This window comes from Cupriavidus sp. 05T41 (assembly GCF_056396525.1).
In genome coordinates this window covers 1-16,401 of the sequence record NZ_JBFTLQ010000016.1, presented here as the reverse complement: position 1 = coordinate 16,401, position 16,401 = coordinate 1, and the positions used below count along the sequence as shown (strand labels likewise).

General features: G+C 68.7%; 13 protein-coding genes. 9 read left to right on the top strand and 4 right to left on the bottom strand.

What is annotated here, in order from left to right; genetic code table 11:
• Positions 1 to 75: 75 nt before the first annotated feature.
• The 5 genes from AC1DKV_RS12205 (at position 76) to AC1DKV_RS12185 (ending at position 5,873) form a co-directional block, all read left to right on the top strand.
• Positions 76 to 798, top strand: a complete 723-nt coding sequence (locus AC1DKV_RS12205) for a Crp/Fnr family transcriptional regulator (protein ID WP_441611781.1) — start codon at positions 76 to 78, stop codon at positions 796 to 798.
• Between the two features lie 42 nt (positions 799 to 840).
• Positions 841 to 3,234, top strand: coding sequence for a polysaccharide biosynthesis tyrosine autokinase (locus AC1DKV_RS12200; protein WP_441611780.1), 2,394 nt, complete (start codon positions 841 to 843; stop codon positions 3,232 to 3,234).
• Positions 3,235 to 3,441: 207 nt separating this feature from the next.
• Positions 3,442 to 5,289: an alpha/beta fold hydrolase gene (locus tag AC1DKV_RS12195; protein ID WP_441611779.1), complete on the top strand. Its 1,848-nt coding sequence runs from the start codon at positions 3,442 to 3,444 to the stop codon at positions 5,287 to 5,289.
• A 57-nt stretch (positions 5,290 to 5,346) separates the two neighbouring features.
• Positions 5,347 to 5,538, top strand: a complete 192-nt coding sequence (locus tag AC1DKV_RS12190) for a DUF2141 domain-containing protein (protein WP_441611778.1) — start codon at positions 5,347 to 5,349, stop codon at positions 5,536 to 5,538.
• A gap of 26 nt (positions 5,539 to 5,564) precedes the next feature.
• Complete coding sequence (locus AC1DKV_RS12185) at positions 5,565 to 5,873, top strand: hypothetical protein (protein ID WP_441611777.1); 309 nt, start codon at positions 5,565 to 5,567, stop codon at positions 5,871 to 5,873.
• A gap of 112 nt (positions 5,874 to 5,985) precedes the next feature.
• On the opposite strand, the gene AC1DKV_RS12180 is transcribed toward AC1DKV_RS12185, so the two are convergent.
• The 4 genes from AC1DKV_RS12180 to AC1DKV_RS12165 all read right to left on the bottom strand — a co-directional run bounded on the left by AC1DKV_RS12180 (position 5,986) and on the right by AC1DKV_RS12165 (position 11,164).
• Complete coding sequence (locus tag AC1DKV_RS12180) at positions 5,986 to 8,235, bottom strand: polysaccharide biosynthesis tyrosine autokinase (RefSeq protein WP_441611776.1); 2,250 nt, start codon at positions 8,233 to 8,235, stop codon at positions 5,986 to 5,988.
• Entirely contained in the window at positions 8,232 to 8,696 is a 465-nt protein-coding gene (locus AC1DKV_RS12175) for an arsenate reductase/protein-tyrosine-phosphatase family protein (protein WP_441611775.1), read from the bottom strand. The genes AC1DKV_RS12180 and AC1DKV_RS12175 overlap by 4 nt, the downstream gene beginning before the upstream one ends.
• A gap of 11 nt (positions 8,697 to 8,707) precedes the next feature.
• A complete protein-coding gene (locus AC1DKV_RS12170; protein WP_441612253.1) occupies positions 8,708 to 9,802 on the bottom strand; it encodes a polysaccharide biosynthesis/export family protein in 1,095 nt (364 codons plus the stop codon).
• Between the two features lie 465 nt (positions 9,803 to 10,267).
• Positions 10,268 to 11,164 (bottom strand): helix-turn-helix transcriptional regulator, encoded by an 897-nt coding sequence (locus tag AC1DKV_RS12165; protein WP_441611774.1) that lies wholly within the window; start codon positions 11,162 to 11,164, stop codon positions 10,268 to 10,270.
• Positions 11,165 to 12,050: 886 nt separating this feature from the next.
• Here AC1DKV_RS12165 and AC1DKV_RS12160 point away from each other — a divergent pair.
• The 4 genes from AC1DKV_RS12160 to AC1DKV_RS12145 form a co-directional block, all read left to right on the top strand.
• Positions 12,051 to 12,899: a class I SAM-dependent methyltransferase gene (locus AC1DKV_RS12160; RefSeq protein ID WP_441611773.1), complete on the top strand. Its 849-nt coding sequence runs from the start codon at positions 12,051 to 12,053 to the stop codon at positions 12,897 to 12,899.
• Positions 12,900 to 12,938: 39 nt separating this feature from the next.
• Complete coding sequence (locus AC1DKV_RS12155) at positions 12,939 to 14,153, top strand: glycosyltransferase (RefSeq protein ID WP_441611772.1); 1,215 nt, start codon at positions 12,939 to 12,941, stop codon at positions 14,151 to 14,153.
• A gap of 11 nt (positions 14,154 to 14,164) precedes the next feature.
• The gene (locus AC1DKV_RS12150) at positions 14,165 to 15,475 is read left to right on the top strand and encodes a hypothetical protein (RefSeq protein WP_441611771.1); all 1,311 of its coding nucleotides are present in this window, start codon (positions 14,165 to 14,167) and stop codon (positions 15,473 to 15,475) included.
• A partial coding sequence (locus AC1DKV_RS12145) for a glycosyltransferase family 2 protein (RefSeq protein WP_477137612.1) occupies positions 15,472 to 16,401 on the top strand: 930 nt, incomplete at its 3' end. The genes AC1DKV_RS12150 and AC1DKV_RS12145, both read left to right, overlap by 4 nt.

Sequence of the window (16,401 nt, the reverse complement as noted above, 5' to 3'; positions counted from 1 at the left end):
CGGCGCGGGTCCCCGCTATGCGACGGACCGGCTTCGGTCGTAAGTGTTCGTGCGGCTGGTCACGGGGAGAGGAAAATGATCAGTCAGCGTTCGGATCTGCACGTCAATCATGTGCTGGGTGCCTTGCCGCGCAAGGATTGGGAGTCGTTGTCGGCGCACCTCGAGCTGGTGCGCATGCGTGCCGGCCAGCTGCTGACCGACTCGGGCCAGCGTATCCACCATGTCTACTTCCCCACGACTGCCATCGTCTCGATGCTCTCGCTGCTGGAAGATGGCGCCACCGTAGAGATCGCCGCCATCGGCAAGGAAGGGCTGGTCGGCATTCCGGTGCTCACCGGCGGAGACACCATGCCGTGCCGCGTGGAGGTGCGCACGCCGGGCTTTGCCTACCGCCTGTCGGCAGCCACGCTCAAGCAGGAATTCCTGCATTCCCCGGCAATCCAGCGCGTGACCCTGCTCTACGTGCAGGCCGTGCTCACGCAGATCGCCCAGACCGCGGTGTGCAACCGTCACCATTCGCTCAACAAGCAACTATGCCGCTGGCTGCTGCTCGCGCTGGACCGCATGGCGTCCAACGAGCTGGTCATCACGCAGCAGGTCATCGCCAACATGCTTGGCGTGCGCCGCGAAGGCGTGACCGAAGCCGCCGGCAAGCTCGAAGACCTTGGGCTGATCCAGCATAGCCGCGGGCACATCACCGTGCTCGACCGCCTTGGCCTGGAAGCGCATTCGTGCGAGTGCTACAAGCTCGTCAAGCGTGAGTTCGACCGTCTCTTGCCGGCGCTGGCAAGCGTCTGAGGCAGGAGCGGCAGGACATGGCCATTGCCCAGGGAGAACGTCGTGAACAGGTTGTATTTCTCCGCCACGAGGCCGGCTGCGGATGAGCCGGCGCCGCCGGGCGCACGCCGGCGGCGCGCCCTGCTCGATCACCTCGGCTGGATCATCGGGCTCACGCTTGCCGGCGCAGGGATCGGCGCGTTCGTGGCGCTGTCGACGCCGCCGCGCTACCGCGTCGAGGCACTGGTGCAGGTAGCGCCGCGCAACTCCGGCCAGGTCAATGCCTCGGCGGTGCAGTTCGATACCGGCATGCTGACCAGCCGCGCGGTGGTCGGGCCGGTGGTGGAGCGTCTGCACCTGGACGTCTCGGCGGCGCCCGTGCGTGCGCCGTTGCTCGGGGCGCTCGCGGCGCGCTTCGCCGAGCCGGGCCATGCCATCGGGCCGTGGCCCGAAGGCCTCGGCTACGCCTGGGGCGGCGAGCGGATCCAGCTCGACAGCCTCTCGGTGCCCGAGCGCCTGCTCAACGTGCCGCTGATACTGGTGGCGCAGCCCCAGGGCCATTACCAGCTCTATGCCGGCGACGCAATGCTGCTCGAAGGCGTGACGGGCGAACCCGCATCGGCCAACGAGGTGGAGCTGCAGGTCGCACAAATCGATGCGCAGCCCGGCACGCGCTTCGAACTGATGCGCAGCGATCCGCTCTCCACGGTGGACAGCATCTCGCGCGAACTGGTGGTGGACGAACACACGCGTGACGCCGGCACGGTACGCGTTGCGTGGCGCTATCCGGACCGCAAGCTCGCGGCTGCGCTGGTCAACGGCGTGGCGCAGGCCTACATCGACAGCCAGACCACCCAGCGCCGCGATGACGCGGCCGGCGGCCTGGCCTTCGTCAGCAGCGAGCTGCCGCGCGTGAAGGGCGAGCTGGAGCGCGCGGAAGCGGCGCTGACGCGCTATCGCACGCGCAGCGGCACCATGGCGCCCTCGCAGGAGGCCCAGTCCTACCTCAGCGGCAGCATGGACTACCAGCGCCAGATCGCCGCCCTGCGCCTGGAGCGTACCCGCCTGCTGCAGCGCTTCACCACGGACAGCAACGAAGTGCGCACGGTCGATACCCAGATCCAGGAACTCAGCAAGGTGCGGCGCGACATGGATTCGCGCATGCAGAACCTGTCCGAGACCGAGCGCGAGTCGGTGGCGCTCACGCGCGACGTCAAGGTGGCCGAGGATATGTACATGACCCTGCGCAACCGCGCGCAGCAGCTCTCGCTGGCCCAGTCCGACCGCTCCAACACCATGCGCATCGTCGATGCGGCGATGCCGCCTTCGCGCCCGGACGGCCTTGGCCCCGTGCCGCTGACCTTCGGCGGCGCGCTGCTTGGCCTGTGCCTGGGCCTGGCCGGCGCGGCGGCGCGCCAGCGCTACAAGCCCTCGGTGGCCGATGCGGCCGACGCCGAGGCGCGGCTCGGCATGCCCATGCTGGGCGAGATCGCCTTCAGCAGCGAGCAGACCGAGCTCGAGCACGAGGCCGAGGTGCATCGCCGCCTGGGCGTGATGATGGGGTTTGCCGCCACGGCGAGCCCGCGCCTGTATGCGCCTGCGCCCGGCAGCGCGCTGGCCGAGCCCGGTGCGTTTGCCGCCGGCGAAGGCGAGCGGATGCTGCGCTGCGGGCTGCACGACCGCTTCCTGCTGGCGCGGCGTTCGCCGCATGCGCTTGCGGTGGAAGGCCTGCGCAGCGTACGCGCGGCGCTGCATTTCGCCGTGCGCAACGCGCCCGACGGCGTGCTCGCGGTGACCAGCCCCGCGCCCGGCGCGGGCAAGACCTTCGCCTCGGTCAACCTCGCGGTGTTGTTCGCCGAAGCCGGCCAGCGCGTGCTGCTGGTCGACGCCGACCTGCGTCGCGGCAAGATCGCCAACTGGTTCGACCAGGCGCCGGAGCCCGGGCTGGCCGAACTGCTGGCGGGCCGCGCCGACCTGGCGGCAGTCGTGCGCCCCACGGTGGTGTCCGGCCTCTGCCTGATCACTGCCGGCGCAACGCCGACCAATCCGTCCGAGCTGCTGATGATGCCGTCGCTGGCCGAGATGCTGCAGGTCTGCAAGGCACGCTTCGACCTGGTCATCATCGATACGCCGCCGGTGCTGGCCGTGGCCGACGGCACCCTGGTCGCCAACCTGGCCGGCTCCACCCTGCTGGTGGTGCGTGCCGACGTGACGCCGGCGAGCCAGGTGGACGAAGCCGTCAAGCGCCTGGCCCGCGCCGAGGCCCGCCTGGCCGGCGGCATGCTCAACGGCGTCATCCGCCGGCGCAGCAACCGCGCGGATTTCGCCGCCATGAATCCCTACCTGGGCTTGCCGCTGCCTCCCGCGCAGCCCGAGGCGCTGGCCCTCGAGGCGCGCAGCGCGCCGTCCAAGGAGCAGGACCGGCCGGCCGGACAAGACTCGATGCCGGCGGCCTGACGGCGCGCAACGCGGCGAGGCGGCCATGAGCGTACCCGTTTCTGCGTGCTTCCTCGCAGCGCGAGACAAGGCGGCCCGCGCGCCCTCCCGGCGCGGCGGGCCGCGGGCGGTAATGGCCCGCCAGGACAACAAGCAGAACAAAAGCGTACCCGTTTCTGCGTGCGCGAATGCCGGGGGTCCGAGCCCCGTTTTCCCTTGGGAGAAGCGATGAAACCGGTCTTGTTCGAGGGGTGCGCCGGGTGGCTCCATGAAGCACCGGGCACCACGGGCGTGGTGCTATGCAATCCGCACGGCCACGAAGCCATGTGGTCCCACCGCGCCTACCGGCACCTTGCCGGCGACCTCGCGGCGGCCGGGCTGCCGGTGCTGCGCTTCGACTATCCCGGCACCGGGGACTCCGCCGGCAGCGATGCCGATGTCGACCATATCGCCTGTTGCGTGCATGGCATCCTGGCCGCGGTGCGGACCCTGCGCGAGCAGGGCGGCGTGACGCGCGTGGTGTTGTGCGGCCTGCGCCTTGGCGCCGCGCTGGCCGTGCTGGCCGCCGAGGCGCTGGCCGCGCGCGATGCCGGGGTGGTGGCCGGGCTGGTCCTGCTGGCGCCGGTCGCGAGCGGGCGCGCCTACCTGCGAGAACTGCGTGCGCTGCATACCGGCTGGGTCAACAACGTCATCCCCGATATCCAGCTGATCCCGCCCACCGACGGCTCGCTGGACGTGCTCGCCTACCGCTTCCAGCCCGACACCGTGGCCGCGCTCGAGGGCCTGCGCATGGCGCGTCGCAAGGGTTGCCCGGCGCCCCGCGTGCTCTTGCTCGATGCATGGCCAGGCACCGCATCGCCGGTCGCAGAAATGGGTACGCTTTACCGCAACGCCGGAGCCGAGGTCACGCTGGACGGCTTTGCCGAGTACCCGGGCATGATGCAGGCGCCGGAATACGCCAAGGTGCCGGAAGCCGCCTGGCAGGCGGTACTGGCCTGGATGCGCCCGGCGCTGGCCGCCGGCGGCAGAGGCGCCGCGCGCGGCGCGCCGGCGGCCCACGACGACCGCCCGGCGCTGGAATGCGAAGTGGACGGCGTGCGCGAGCAGCGCGTGTGGCTGGACCGCGGCCGCCAGTTCGGCATCCTGTGCGAACCCGCGCGGCGCACCGCCGGCGGGGTCGCGATCCTGTTCCCCAACACCGGCGGCAACCACCATGTCGGCGACGGGCGGCTGTTCGTCTCCTTGTCGCGCGAGCTGGCGCGCCACGGCGTCACCGCGCTGCGCCTGGACCTCTCCGCGCTCGGCGACAGCCCCGCGCCGGCACGCCAGATGAGCATTCCCGCCGTATACGACCCGAGCGCCTGCGAAGACGCCAGCGCCGCCGTGGACTGGCTGCGTGCCCGGGGCATGCGGCGGATCGTGGTCGCGGGCGTGTGCTCGGGTGCCTTCATCAGCTTGCACGTGGCCCTGCGCAACCCGGCCGTAGCGGGCGTGGTGCTGGCCAACCTGGCCAAGTTCCGCTGGGACGAGACCGATACCGCCGCGGTCAACGAGCGCGTGCAATCGATGCGCGGCTACGTCGCCGCGGCGCGCCGCGCCGAGACCTGGCTGCGGCTGATGCGCGGCCAGATGAAGGTCGTGCCGATCCTCAACGGGTTCGTGCGCCGCAGCGCGCGCCGCCTGAGCCAGCGCGCGGTGTCCGCCGTGGCACGCTGGCGCGGCGGCGAGGACACCACCACCGTGACGGGCTTCGCGCGTGCCGCCATGCGCGAGCTCGACCGGCGCGGCGTCCAGACGGATTTCCTCTACGGCATGAGCGATATCGGGCTGGAGGAAGCGCGGGACCGCTTCGGCGGCAATCTGGAGGCGCTGCAGGGACTCGATCATATCCGCGTGCGGACGCTGTCGAAGTTCGATCACTCGCTGTTCCTGGCGGAAAGCCGCGCGGCGCTGCAGGCGCACCTGGTGTGGTACATGGAAGCGCAGGTCGCGCGCGCCGCGCTTGCCGAAGCCGCCAGCGAGGCCGAGGCGTCGAATGCGCTGGACGACGTCGTGCCGGGTACGGTGCAAGCCTGAGGCGGCGCCGCGCGCTGGTGCCATTGAACGTGATGGCAGGCGGCCAGCGCCTGCCAGGTGGCCGCCTGCGCAGTTGCCCATCGTGCCGGTATTGCCGTGATCTTCAAGCATGTGCCGGCCGGCGACTATGCGATCATCGCGTACCAGGACAAGAACGCCAACGCCAATGGACGGCTCGACAGGAATGCCATCGGCTTTCCAGCCGGGCCGCCGGGATTTGGCGGGACATCCGTATGGTTTTTACGTTGACGAAAAAAAGCAGCAGGAAATTGTTTATGACGACAGAAATCAAAGGCCAATGGGACTGTATCTCCCAGACGCCGGGCGGCGAGCAGCGCTCGGTGCTTACCATCGTCGGCACCGGGGCCGGCGGCTTCGGCGGGACCAATGCGGGCGAGAAGGCTACGGCCGAGGTCATCGACGGCGAGCTCAATGGCGACCGCGTGACCTTCAAGATGAAGCTCACGGCGCCGATGCCATTGACGCTCAAGGTGGAAGCCCAGCTTTCGGGCGACACGATGGAAGGCACGATCACCGCCGGCGTGTTCGGGCGGTTCCCGATGAAGGCGACCCGCAGGGCCTGAACGCGAACGATGCGCGCCGCATTGGCGGCGAGCCGCCGGCGCGCCCGCAATGCGGCCCGGGTGACCGAAGAAGACCACTCTGGCTGCACCCTGGCAAAGGCCGCCGCCCGGCCTATCTGCCCTCCACCGTTTCCACATCCTGGTACCGATAGCTCAGGTACCGGTACTTGCCGAAGCTGTAGTGCGCCCGGTACCAGCGGCCTTGCACGTTCAGCCCGTTGAACAGCACACCCTTTACTTCGCCGCCGGCCTGCCGGATCGCCCTGCCGGCCGCTTCGAGCTCGTCCACCGTGGTGGAGTCGGCGCGGGCGACCATGAACACGGCGTCGGCCTTGGTGGCGAGGATGCCGGTATCGGAGGCGGACAGCACCGGGGGCGTATCGATCAGCACGACGTCGTAGTTCGACTTCAGCGCATCGAGCAACGTGTCCATCATCGGGCTGAGCAGGAGGTCGGCGGCGTGCGTCGGGAGCGTGCCGGTGGGAATGAAATCCAGGCCGGGGACCACCTGCCTGCGCACCGCGCCTTCCACCGGCGCGCCGCGCAGGAGCTCGGTCAGGCCGGGGCCGCGCTCGGTGTCGAAGCGGTGGTTGAGGTTGCCGCGGCGCAGGTCCGCGTCGATCAGCACCACGCGCTTGCCGCCCGCGGCCAGCACCGTGGCGAAGTTGGCGCAGATGAAGGACTTGCCCACGCCGGGCGAGGGCCCGGTCACCAGCACCACCGGATGATGGACGCCCAGCAGCGAGAACTGCAAGGCGGTGCGGAAGCTGCGCAGGCTCTCCATCGCGGGGTCTTCCGGCATGCGGCAGGCCAGCAGCGCGTTGGGCCCGCCTTTGGCCATCAGGCGCGATTGTTCCGGGCTGAACGGGATGGTGGAGTACACCGTGAAGCCGGTCTGGCTCTCGATGTCGTCGGCTTCCGAGACGCCGCCGTCGAGAAGGTGGCGCAGGAACACGATCATCAACGCGCCCACGGTGCCCAGCAGGGCGGCGAAGATCACCAGCAGATTGCGGTTGGGCCGCACCGGCAGCAGCGGCACCTCGGCGGGGTCGACCAGGCGCGCGGTGCCGACCTTGCTGGCCTTGGTGAGCCGCAATTGCTGCGCATCGTTGAGCAGCGACTGGTACATCTCCGTGCTTACCTTCACGTCGCGCATCAGCCGCACCACGTTCTGCTCCACTTCCGGCAGCTTCTGGATGCGCGCGGTCACGCCGTTGAGCGCGGCGGTCAGGCTGGCGATCTGTTCGTCGACGATGCCGATGCTGGGATGGTTGCCGGTGAAACGCGTCACCAGCTCCTGGCGCTTCTGGCGCAACTCCTGCACGCGGGTCTGGATCTGCACCGACTGCGACAGGATCAGCTTTGATTCCTCGTTCAGGTCGATGGTGCCGCGCTGGTTGCGCAGCGCGTTGTAGCGCGTCTCGGCGGTCTCCACCTGTTGCTTGACCTGCGGCAACTGCTGCTGGAGGAAGGCCAGCGACTTCTCGGCTTCCTCTGCCCTGCGGCGCACGTTCTGGTCGACGTACTCGGCGCCGATCTCGTTGAGCGTGGCGGCGATCAGATCCGGGTCCGGGCCTTCGAGGGTGACGCCGATCACGCCGCTGGACTTGCCGCGCTCGACGATCTGCAGGGTCTCCTGCAACTTGGCGATCGCATTGGCGCGCGGCACGCGCATCACCGTGAAGGTCGCGCCGGGCTTGCCGTCGAGTTCGGAGACCATGATCCCGACGTTGCCGCGCGAAGTGGGCGCCAGCAGCGCCTGGCCGACGGTGCCGGTGGCCACGGTGTCCTCGCCTTCGATCTTGAGGCTATAGCGGTTGTTGTCCAGCACCGTGACCAGCATGTGGGTGCCTTCGATGCGCGCGGGCATGTCGAGCCGCGTGACCGCGATGTGTTCGCCGCCCCACACGAAGCCACCCCAGCCGAACAGGCCGGGATCGGACAGGCCCGGGTTGTAGCGCGCGAGCGGCTGGCCGATCAGCGGGAAGTAGCGCGGCCTGGCGTCGATGGCCAGGCGCAGGTTGTCGACGGCCTTGCCCACCACCATGCGCGAGTGCAGCAGCTCGATCTCCGAGGCCGCCGCGGGCTTGACGTCGAATACCGGCGCCACGCTGCCGGCGAGCTTGCTGGTGTTGCTGCTGCCGCCCGTATCCTCTACCTGCACCACGATATCGGTGCGGTAGACGGACCTGGTGAAGAAGGCATAGGTCGCGCCCAGCAGGAAGATCACGCCGGCGACCAGGAGAAACGTCCAGCGGTACCGCATCAGGATGTCGAGATAGCCGGTCAGGTCGATCCCTTTTTCCCGGGCCGCGCCCCGCTGGGGGCCGCTCAGGGCTTCGTGCGGGTTGAACGTGTTCATGCTACCTCCCCGTGATATGCATCCCGTGCAATGGCGCGAATCCGCACCACCCATGTATCGACGCCTTGCTTGATGAGCCCGAACACGATCCTGAACATGTTCTGCGAACAGCCATAGGGATCGGGTACGTCGGCGTGCACGAATTCGCAAAGCCGGTAGACCTTGCCGCGCGCATGGGGGTACAGGCGCTCCAGCGCCTCTCTTTGTTCTGTGTCCATCACCAGTACGAGGTCGGCGCCGCTGACCATGCTTGCGTCGAGCACGCGAGCGCGGTGTCCGGGGAGATCCAGCCCGTCCTCCGCAAGCAGGCGCACGATGTGCGGATCGGCGGCGGCGCCTTCGAGCGGCGCCAGGCCTGCCGACGTGATGGTGCAGCCGGGCAGCGAATTGCCGAGCAGGCATTGCGCCATCGGACTGCGGCAGGTATTGCCGATGCACACCACCAGGATCGAGCGGATCATGACGCGTGCGCCTATTTCACCATCGTCGCCGTACCAAGGACCGGGCCGGTCGATGGTATGAGCAGGTTCATCACACGGCTCCAGCGCACCAGCTCGCGCGCATCCACGTACACCACGTCCTTGGCCTCGAGCTGGAAGCCCTCGGCGATGGCCAGCGCTACCGGCGAGGTACCGTCGAGGTGGAAGACCTTCGGCTCGCCGTCCTCCGCCTTGCGGATCACGAAGATCTGTTCCGCGTTGGCCGAACCCGGATTGACGCCGCCGGCGTCGCCCAGCGCTTCGTTGAGCGTCATGCGGCCGTTGCGCATCAGCAGCGTGATGGGACGCACGACTTCGCCCGTGACGAAGATCTTGCTGTCTTCGCGTTGCTCCACGCGCACGATGTCGCCGTTCCTGAGCATGATGCGCGACGGATCGACGCCGCGGGCCAGCAACGCCGGGATGTTGACGCGCCAGCTGCGCTCGCCGCGCGTGATGCGGATGCGGCTGTTGTCGCCGGTCGTGTTGAGTACGCCGCCGGCGCGGTTGAGCGCCTCGATCAGCGTCATCGGGGCATCGTCGATGGGCTGCATGCCGGGCGTGCGCACTTCACCGTCGACGTAGATGCGCTGGCTGCGGAACGCCAGCACGCGCACCGTCATCTGGGGATCGCGCACCACGCGCGCGAGCACCCGCGCGATCTGGTCGCGCACTTCGTTGGAAGTCTTGCCGGCCACCCTCATCACGCCGGCGTAGGGGAACTGGATGTCGCCCTGTGCGCTGACCACGTAGCCGGGCACGTTGGCGCCTCCGCCGACCGCGGGTATCTCATAGGCGGCGCCGATGCTGTAGGTCTGGTTGGGGAAGACCAGTTCCGGGTGATCCCACACCACCACGGAGACGATGTCGCCGGCGCCGATGCGGTAGGGCTCGGGCTTGCCGTACAGTTCGTCGAGCTTGTCCAGTTCGCGCTGGGCCACGTTCTTCTGGCTGCGCACCAGGTCCAGCGTGATGGGGGTGATGTTCGGCATGGCGTCGGGCCCGATCGCGCTGACCGGCGCCTTGGCGTCGAAGTGCATGCCGGGAGAACTCGAGCACGCGCCCAGCAGCAGCGCCGCGCACAGCATGGCGAGGCACGCCAGTGGGCTGGAGCCGCGCCGTTCTGCAAGCTGGCCAGTCGAGTGTTGCATCCCAAGGTCGATGGTCTCGTTCACGGCAGGCTCCCGCTCTAACGGTGACAGGTCCATCGCAACGACTGCGACAATCCCCCGTGTTGTCATCCTAGGATGCGCATGACCTCCCATCGGTGCGCTGTCCCACATTGAGCCGGCACCGGGGAAATCGTTGGAAACGGCGCCAGGCAAGGCGTAGCGGGCTGCGCGGGGCGGCCGCGGCGGTCGTCTGGCGGCGACACATTGGCGGCTCGCGACGACAGATTGGCGACCGTGAAATGCACTGCGGGAAAGGTCGCCGGGGACTCCCGGCGGCATTTCCCGCCCAACTCTTCGCCGCACAGGCCTGTTCTGTGCAAGCTAGCCTGCACGCCCCGGCTCCGGCCGGGGGCCGCCGCCAGGTGTGCAGGATGCAGCGTGTCAGCGCATCGCCGCGGAAGCTCCGGTGCTGTATTCGGCGGATGCGCGCACCGAGTTGCGCGGCGCCGCGTCGTCACCGCTGACCCACTCCAGCAAGGCGCCGCGCTGGAGCGCCGCATAGACCGCTTCGCCCTTGTTGCGCACCTTGAGCCGCTGGTACAGCGTACACGCATGGCTCTTTACCGTGGCGACCGAGATATTGAGCATGCGGCTGACGGTCTTGATCGGATGACCGCGCGCGAGCAGCACCAGCACCTCGTACTGGCGCGGCGTGATCTGCAGCATCTCGGCTTCGTCGTAGGCGGTTTCGCCATGGCTGTTCTGGCTGCCACCGTCGCCGGCCGCGGCGCCCTGCCGCGCCACGGCGCCCAGCGAGTCGCGCGAGGAAGGCGTGCCCTGGATGCGGGTGCCCGAGGGGCCGCAGGCGGCGCCATCCGTCAGCGGCGCCAGCACCGGCACGCGCCCGCCCAGCGGGTAGCCGCCGGCGGACATCCCCGGCGCGCCGCCAGCCTGGCGGCCGTTCTGGCCGCGCCCGTATTGTCCGCCCACCATCGCCAGCCGGATGCCGGCCTCGAGCACGGCGAGCGAGGCCGACTTGGGCAGGCAGCCGCATATACCCTGCGCCATGGCCAGCGCCGGGATCTGCAGCGGCAGGACATCGGCGAGCAGCAGAAGGCGCTCCGCCGAGAGCACGGAACGCACCTTGTTGAGGAGCTGCCATCCCGCATCGAGATCGGCGGGCATGCCAAAGACGAGCAGGTCGCAGTGATTGCCGTCGAGCAGCGCAACGTCGCCCGGATCGACGGTGATGACATGGTCCACGCCGTGGATACGCTCGAGCATCTGAAGCAGCCCGAGACGCAGCAATGGATGACCCTCTATGAGAAGCGCGTTCATGTTCTTATTCCCCCCGTATGATTGAGGCAGGAACAGGTTGAACGCAGCGCGGAATAATGACCTGCACGACCCAAGCTGCTGACTTGCGCCGCCTTAATTTATCCCCGTACTACCGCCATGAAAGTTCCGCTCATCTTATTGTCGGAAACTAGAAGCATGGCGGAAGGCTGACCCCCTGAACCCACCCCAAAATGCCATTCGTCTTAAAACGAATTAAGGTCATCTTATGGTCTGATCTGCACGAAATCAAGTTGCTTTGTCGGCGCCCGGGATGGGATGGTGCGGTTTGCTTTCATCATCCGGAAAGCCTTGGTGGAGGCCGAATGGCGGGGTACCCGAACGGGTTAGGGATAATCAAAAAGATTAAGTTTCAGGAGTGAAACAGTCATCGCCGGATTATGTTTCACCGCTGCAACAGAAAATACCGGGAGCCCGCATTCCTATGGTGCGGGAAGGTGTCGCCCGAGGCCTTCGGCACAAAATTGAAACTTCCTGCAGGGTGAAGTACGGCGCATTTACGGGCTACCTCTGCACCCATGCGCTGGCCGTCGCACGACAAACGGATGAGGACCATCTCAGCCATCAGGATGAGGGGAGAGACAGCGCTGCCTGAACCCCTGCCGCGCCGGTGCTAATCCCCTTGCAAAATGCTTGCGTGCGGCGTCGCCGGCACCTTCTGCGCGGGTCGTCGCCGCGCCGCGCCGGGCGGCCGGAGCGGTACCGGCAAGACGGCGACAAGGTGGCGGCAAGCGTGTGTGCCAACGAACAGAACCCGGTCCCTCGCCTCGGCATTCTCGATGCACGCAGGCTGGTCACCTGCCCCCGGAGCATGCCTGCGGCAGCGCGGCGCTCTGGTCCACGGCGGCTCTTCTCGAGCGAGGTTCCCATGGCGTCAGGCACGGCACAAGATCGCATCAATCAGCACGCATGGCGTAGTTGGGGCGCGCGGCGGTGGTTTGGCACCGCCAGCGACTGGACCGATCCCGGCGAGGCGGCTGCCATCGCCTGGCTCGCCGAGGAAGTCCGCGGACAGCCGATCCTCGACGTGGGGGTTGGCGGCGGGCGTACCGTGCCGATGCTGCGCGCGCTGAGCGACGACTACACCGCGGTCGACTACATGCCGGAGATGGTCGAGATCTGCCAGCGCAACCATCCTGGCGTGCGTGTCGCGCAGATGGATGCGCGCGACATGTCGCGCTTCGCCGACAACAGCTTCGCGCTGGTGATGTTCAGCTTCAACGGTATCGACGCGGTGGACTATCCGGGCCGCGAGGCCATCCTGCGCGAGTTCGCGCGCGTGCTGCGCCCCGGCGGCCTGGTGCTCTTCTCCAGCCACAACATGCGCGGGCCGAGCTATCGCGAGAATCTCTCGATGTTCCTGCGCCTGCCGCATCTGTCGGGCAACCCGATCGCGGTGGGCATCGATACCGCTCGCGTGCTGTGCAACCTGCCGCTGGCCACGTTCAACTACCTGCGCTATTCGCGCCTGAACCGCGAGTTCGACGGCTACGCCATCCGCGTATGCGCCGCGCACAAGTTCGGCATCGTGATCGTCTACACGGAGCTCGAGGCGCAGCGCCGCGCGCTGGCGCAACTTGGCCTGGACACGGAAGTCGTGTACGGCAACGTGGACAAGGAGCCCCTTCGCGAAGGCCAGGCGCTCGACGAGGTCTACTGGTTCCACTTCATTGCGCGCAAGGCAGCGGCACCCGCCACCCCGCCATTGCGGCAATGAGCCGGCAATGATCGGCAATGAGTCGGCAGTGAGTCAGCGATGAGGATCCTGCACGTCATCTCCTCGATCGATCCCGGTGGCGGGGGGCCCATCGAGGGCGTGCGCCAGCTGCGCGCGCCCCTGAGCGAATGCGGCGTGCAGGTGCAGGTGTGCTGCGGTGACGCGCCGGATGCGGCCTGCGTGCGCGACAGCGAACTCGACGTGATCGCGCTGGGGCCGTCCTCGCTCAAGTACGGCTTCAGTCGCCGCATGCTGCAATGGCTGCGCGCGCACGCCGAAGGCTATGACGCGGTGATCGTCGAAGGACTGTGGCAGTTCCACGCGCTGGCCGTGTGCCTGGCCCTGCGCGGCAAGCAGGTGCCGTACTTCGTCTTCACGCACGGCATGCTCGACCCGTGGTTCCGCGAACACTATCCGCTCAAGCATCTCAAGAAAAGCGTTTACTGGTTGCTGGGCGACTACTGGGTGCTGCGCGGCGCGCGCGGCGTGTTGTTTACCTGCAGCGAGGAACGCCTGCGCGCGCACGGCGCCTTCTGGCCGTATCGCTGCCGCGAAGTGGTGGCCACCTACGGTACGGCACAGCCGCCGCAGCAGGCCGCGCCACTGCGCGAAGCGTTCTTCTGCACCTTCCCCGCCACGCGCGGCAAGCGCATCGTGCTCTTTCTCGGACGTATCCACGAGAAGAAGGGCTGCGACCTGCTGGTCGACGCGTTCGCCGGCGTGGCTGCGCAGGATGCGGCGCTGCACCTGGTGCTGGCGGGCCCGTACGATGCGGCGATGCGCACGGCGCTGGAGCAGCGCCTTGCCGGGTACGGCCTGTCCGCGCGCACATGCTGGACCGGCATGCTCAAGGGCGATCTCAAGTGGGGAGCCTTCCACGCGGCCGAGCTGTTCTGCCTGCCCTCGCACCAGGAGAACTTCGGCGTGGCGGTGGCCGAGGCGCTTGGTTGCGGCGTGCCCGTGCTGATCTCCGACAAGGTCAATATCTGGCGCGAGATCGTCGAGGACGGGGCGGGGCTGGTCGGCCCGGACACTGCACAGGGCACGGCCGCGTGCCTGCAGCGGTGGCTGCGCATGGCGCCCGCCGCGCAGGCGCGCATGCGCGCGGCCGCAGGGCAATGCTTCAGCCGGCGCTTCCGCGCCGAGCAGGCGGCGGCTCGGCTGCTCGAGATCATCGGGGCGGAAACGGGCGCGGGCGGCGCCATCGGGGCCGCACCGCCTGCGCAGCGCGCGCAACACGCGCCGGCGGCCTAGGGGGCCACGCCGTGAAGTTGCTCAACTTCCTCGTCTATGCCGTGCTGTCGCAGGGGGTTGGCGCCATCACCGGCCTGCTGCTGGCGCGTTGGCTCGACGTTGGCGACTACGCCATCTATACGGTCGTCGGCATCATCATGGGTGCCATCGCCGTGGTCACCAAGGGCGGCATCCAGCTCGGGCTGAACGCGCTGCTCGGCAAGACCTGGCCGGACCGCCAGCGCGCGGCGGAACTCGCCCGCGCGGCAATGGGGCAGCGCTGGAAACTCTCCGCGTGGCTACTGCCGGTGGTGCTGGCGATCGCCGCCTGGCTGTTGCATCGCAATCATGCTGGCATGGTGCTGACCGCGCTGCTGCTGGCCCTGTTGCTGGCTACCTGGTATTTCGACATGCAGTCGCGCGTGGTGGACCAGGTGTTGCTGTTCGCCAACCGCGCGCCGGCGCTCCAGGCGCTCGATACCGCCTTGTCCGTCGCCCGGCTGGTGCTGTCGTCGGCGCTCTACGCGCTGGGCATGCTCGGCGTGCTCGGCGCGACGCTTGTCAACGTACTGTGCGCCGGGCTGCGGGTGCCGGTGGTCAGGCGCTGGATCGCACGCGAGATTCCCGGCGCGGGCGCGACGCTCCCTGGTGCCGGTCTATCGCATGCCGAACATGGCGCCCGCGCCGCCGCCGACCGCCAGTTCATCGGCAGCGTGATGCGCCGCCAGTTGCCGCTCGAGGCGTTCTACTGCATCCAGGGCCAGATGGTGTTCGCCATCGTGGCGTTCCACGGCGCGGTCGGGCAGACCGCGGCGCTGGGTGCGCTGTCGCGTATCGGCCAGTTGCTGATGCCGGTGGGCGCGGTGGTGGCGGCATACGTGATTCCGCGCTTTGCGCAGGCACGCGAAGGCGTGCTGCGGCGCTTTGCGGCATGGGTGGCGCTGGCCTGCCTGCCGGCGGCCGCGCTGGTCCTGCTCGCGATCTTGTGGCCCGGCCTGCTGCTGTGGCTGGTCGGGCCGAACTACGCCGCGCTGCACGCCGAACTGGTGGTCGCGTGCCTGGGCTCCGGGTTTGCCAGCGTGGTGGGCATCGCCTGGCAGTTGCTGGCCAACCGCGGACTGAATCACTTTGCCTTTGTGCAGGTGCCGGTGGTCGCGGCGTGGTGCGCGCTGGCCCCGCGGCTGCTTGACCTCACCACGCTGGACGGCGTGCTGTGGTTCCAGCTCGGACTGTCGTCGGGGCTGGCCGCGGCCATCGTCTGCGAGATTGCCGGCGCCGTGCGCGCCGGGCGCCTGCTGCCTGCCGACGAGCAGCTTGCCGCCAACGGAGGAAGCGCACCATGAGCGATGCGCCCAGCGTCACGCTGATGATCCCGACCTTCCGCCGCCTGGACATGCTGCAGCGCTGCCTGCAGGCAGCGAGCGCGCTGGCGCCCGCGCCCGCGCAATGGATCGTGGTCTGCCGCGGCGCCGATGACGCGGAGACGGCCGACTGGCTGGCACGGACCGCGCCGCAACGCTATCCCGGCCTGCAGGCAGTCACGGTGGTCGAGCCCGGCGTGATCGCTGCGATGAACGCCGGCCTGCCGCACGTCACTGGCGAACTGCTGGCGATCCTGGACGACGACGCCCTGCCGCGCGCGGACTGGCTGGCGCGCGTGCTGCCGCATTTTTCCGATCCGGAGGTGGGCGGCGTTGGCGGGCGCGATGTCGTGCATGGCGCCGATGGCAGGCCGCTGCCCTTGCCCGACGTGCCGCTTGCCGCCTACCGCGACGGCTGGGGCCGCATCATCGGCGAAACGCACAGGGTCTGCGGCGCGCCGCGCGCGGCGGAGACCCTGAAGGGCTGCAACTGGATCCTGCGCCGCGCGGCGATGGGCACGGCCCGCTTCGACGAGCGCCTGCACGGACAGGGCGCGCAGCCCGGCAACGAGACATGGATGTGCCAGATGCTGCGGCACGCGGGCTGGCGGCTGGTGCTCGATCCCGCCGCCATCGTCGATCACTACCCGGCGGTGCGCTACAACTACGAGCGCGAGAGCTTCGCGCGCAAGCGCTGCTTCGAAGAGACCTGCAACATGACGGCCATCACGATGGCGTACGCACCGCCGGCGATGCGCGCGCGCCTGGTGCTGCACCAGTTGCTGATCGGCTCGCGCGGCTGTCCCGGCGCGTTCTTCCTCGCGCACAGCCTGCTGCGGCGCCCGCGTTGCCTGCCCGGGCAGCTGCTGGGCGGCTGGAGCGGGTTCTTCGCCGGACGCCGGCTGGCG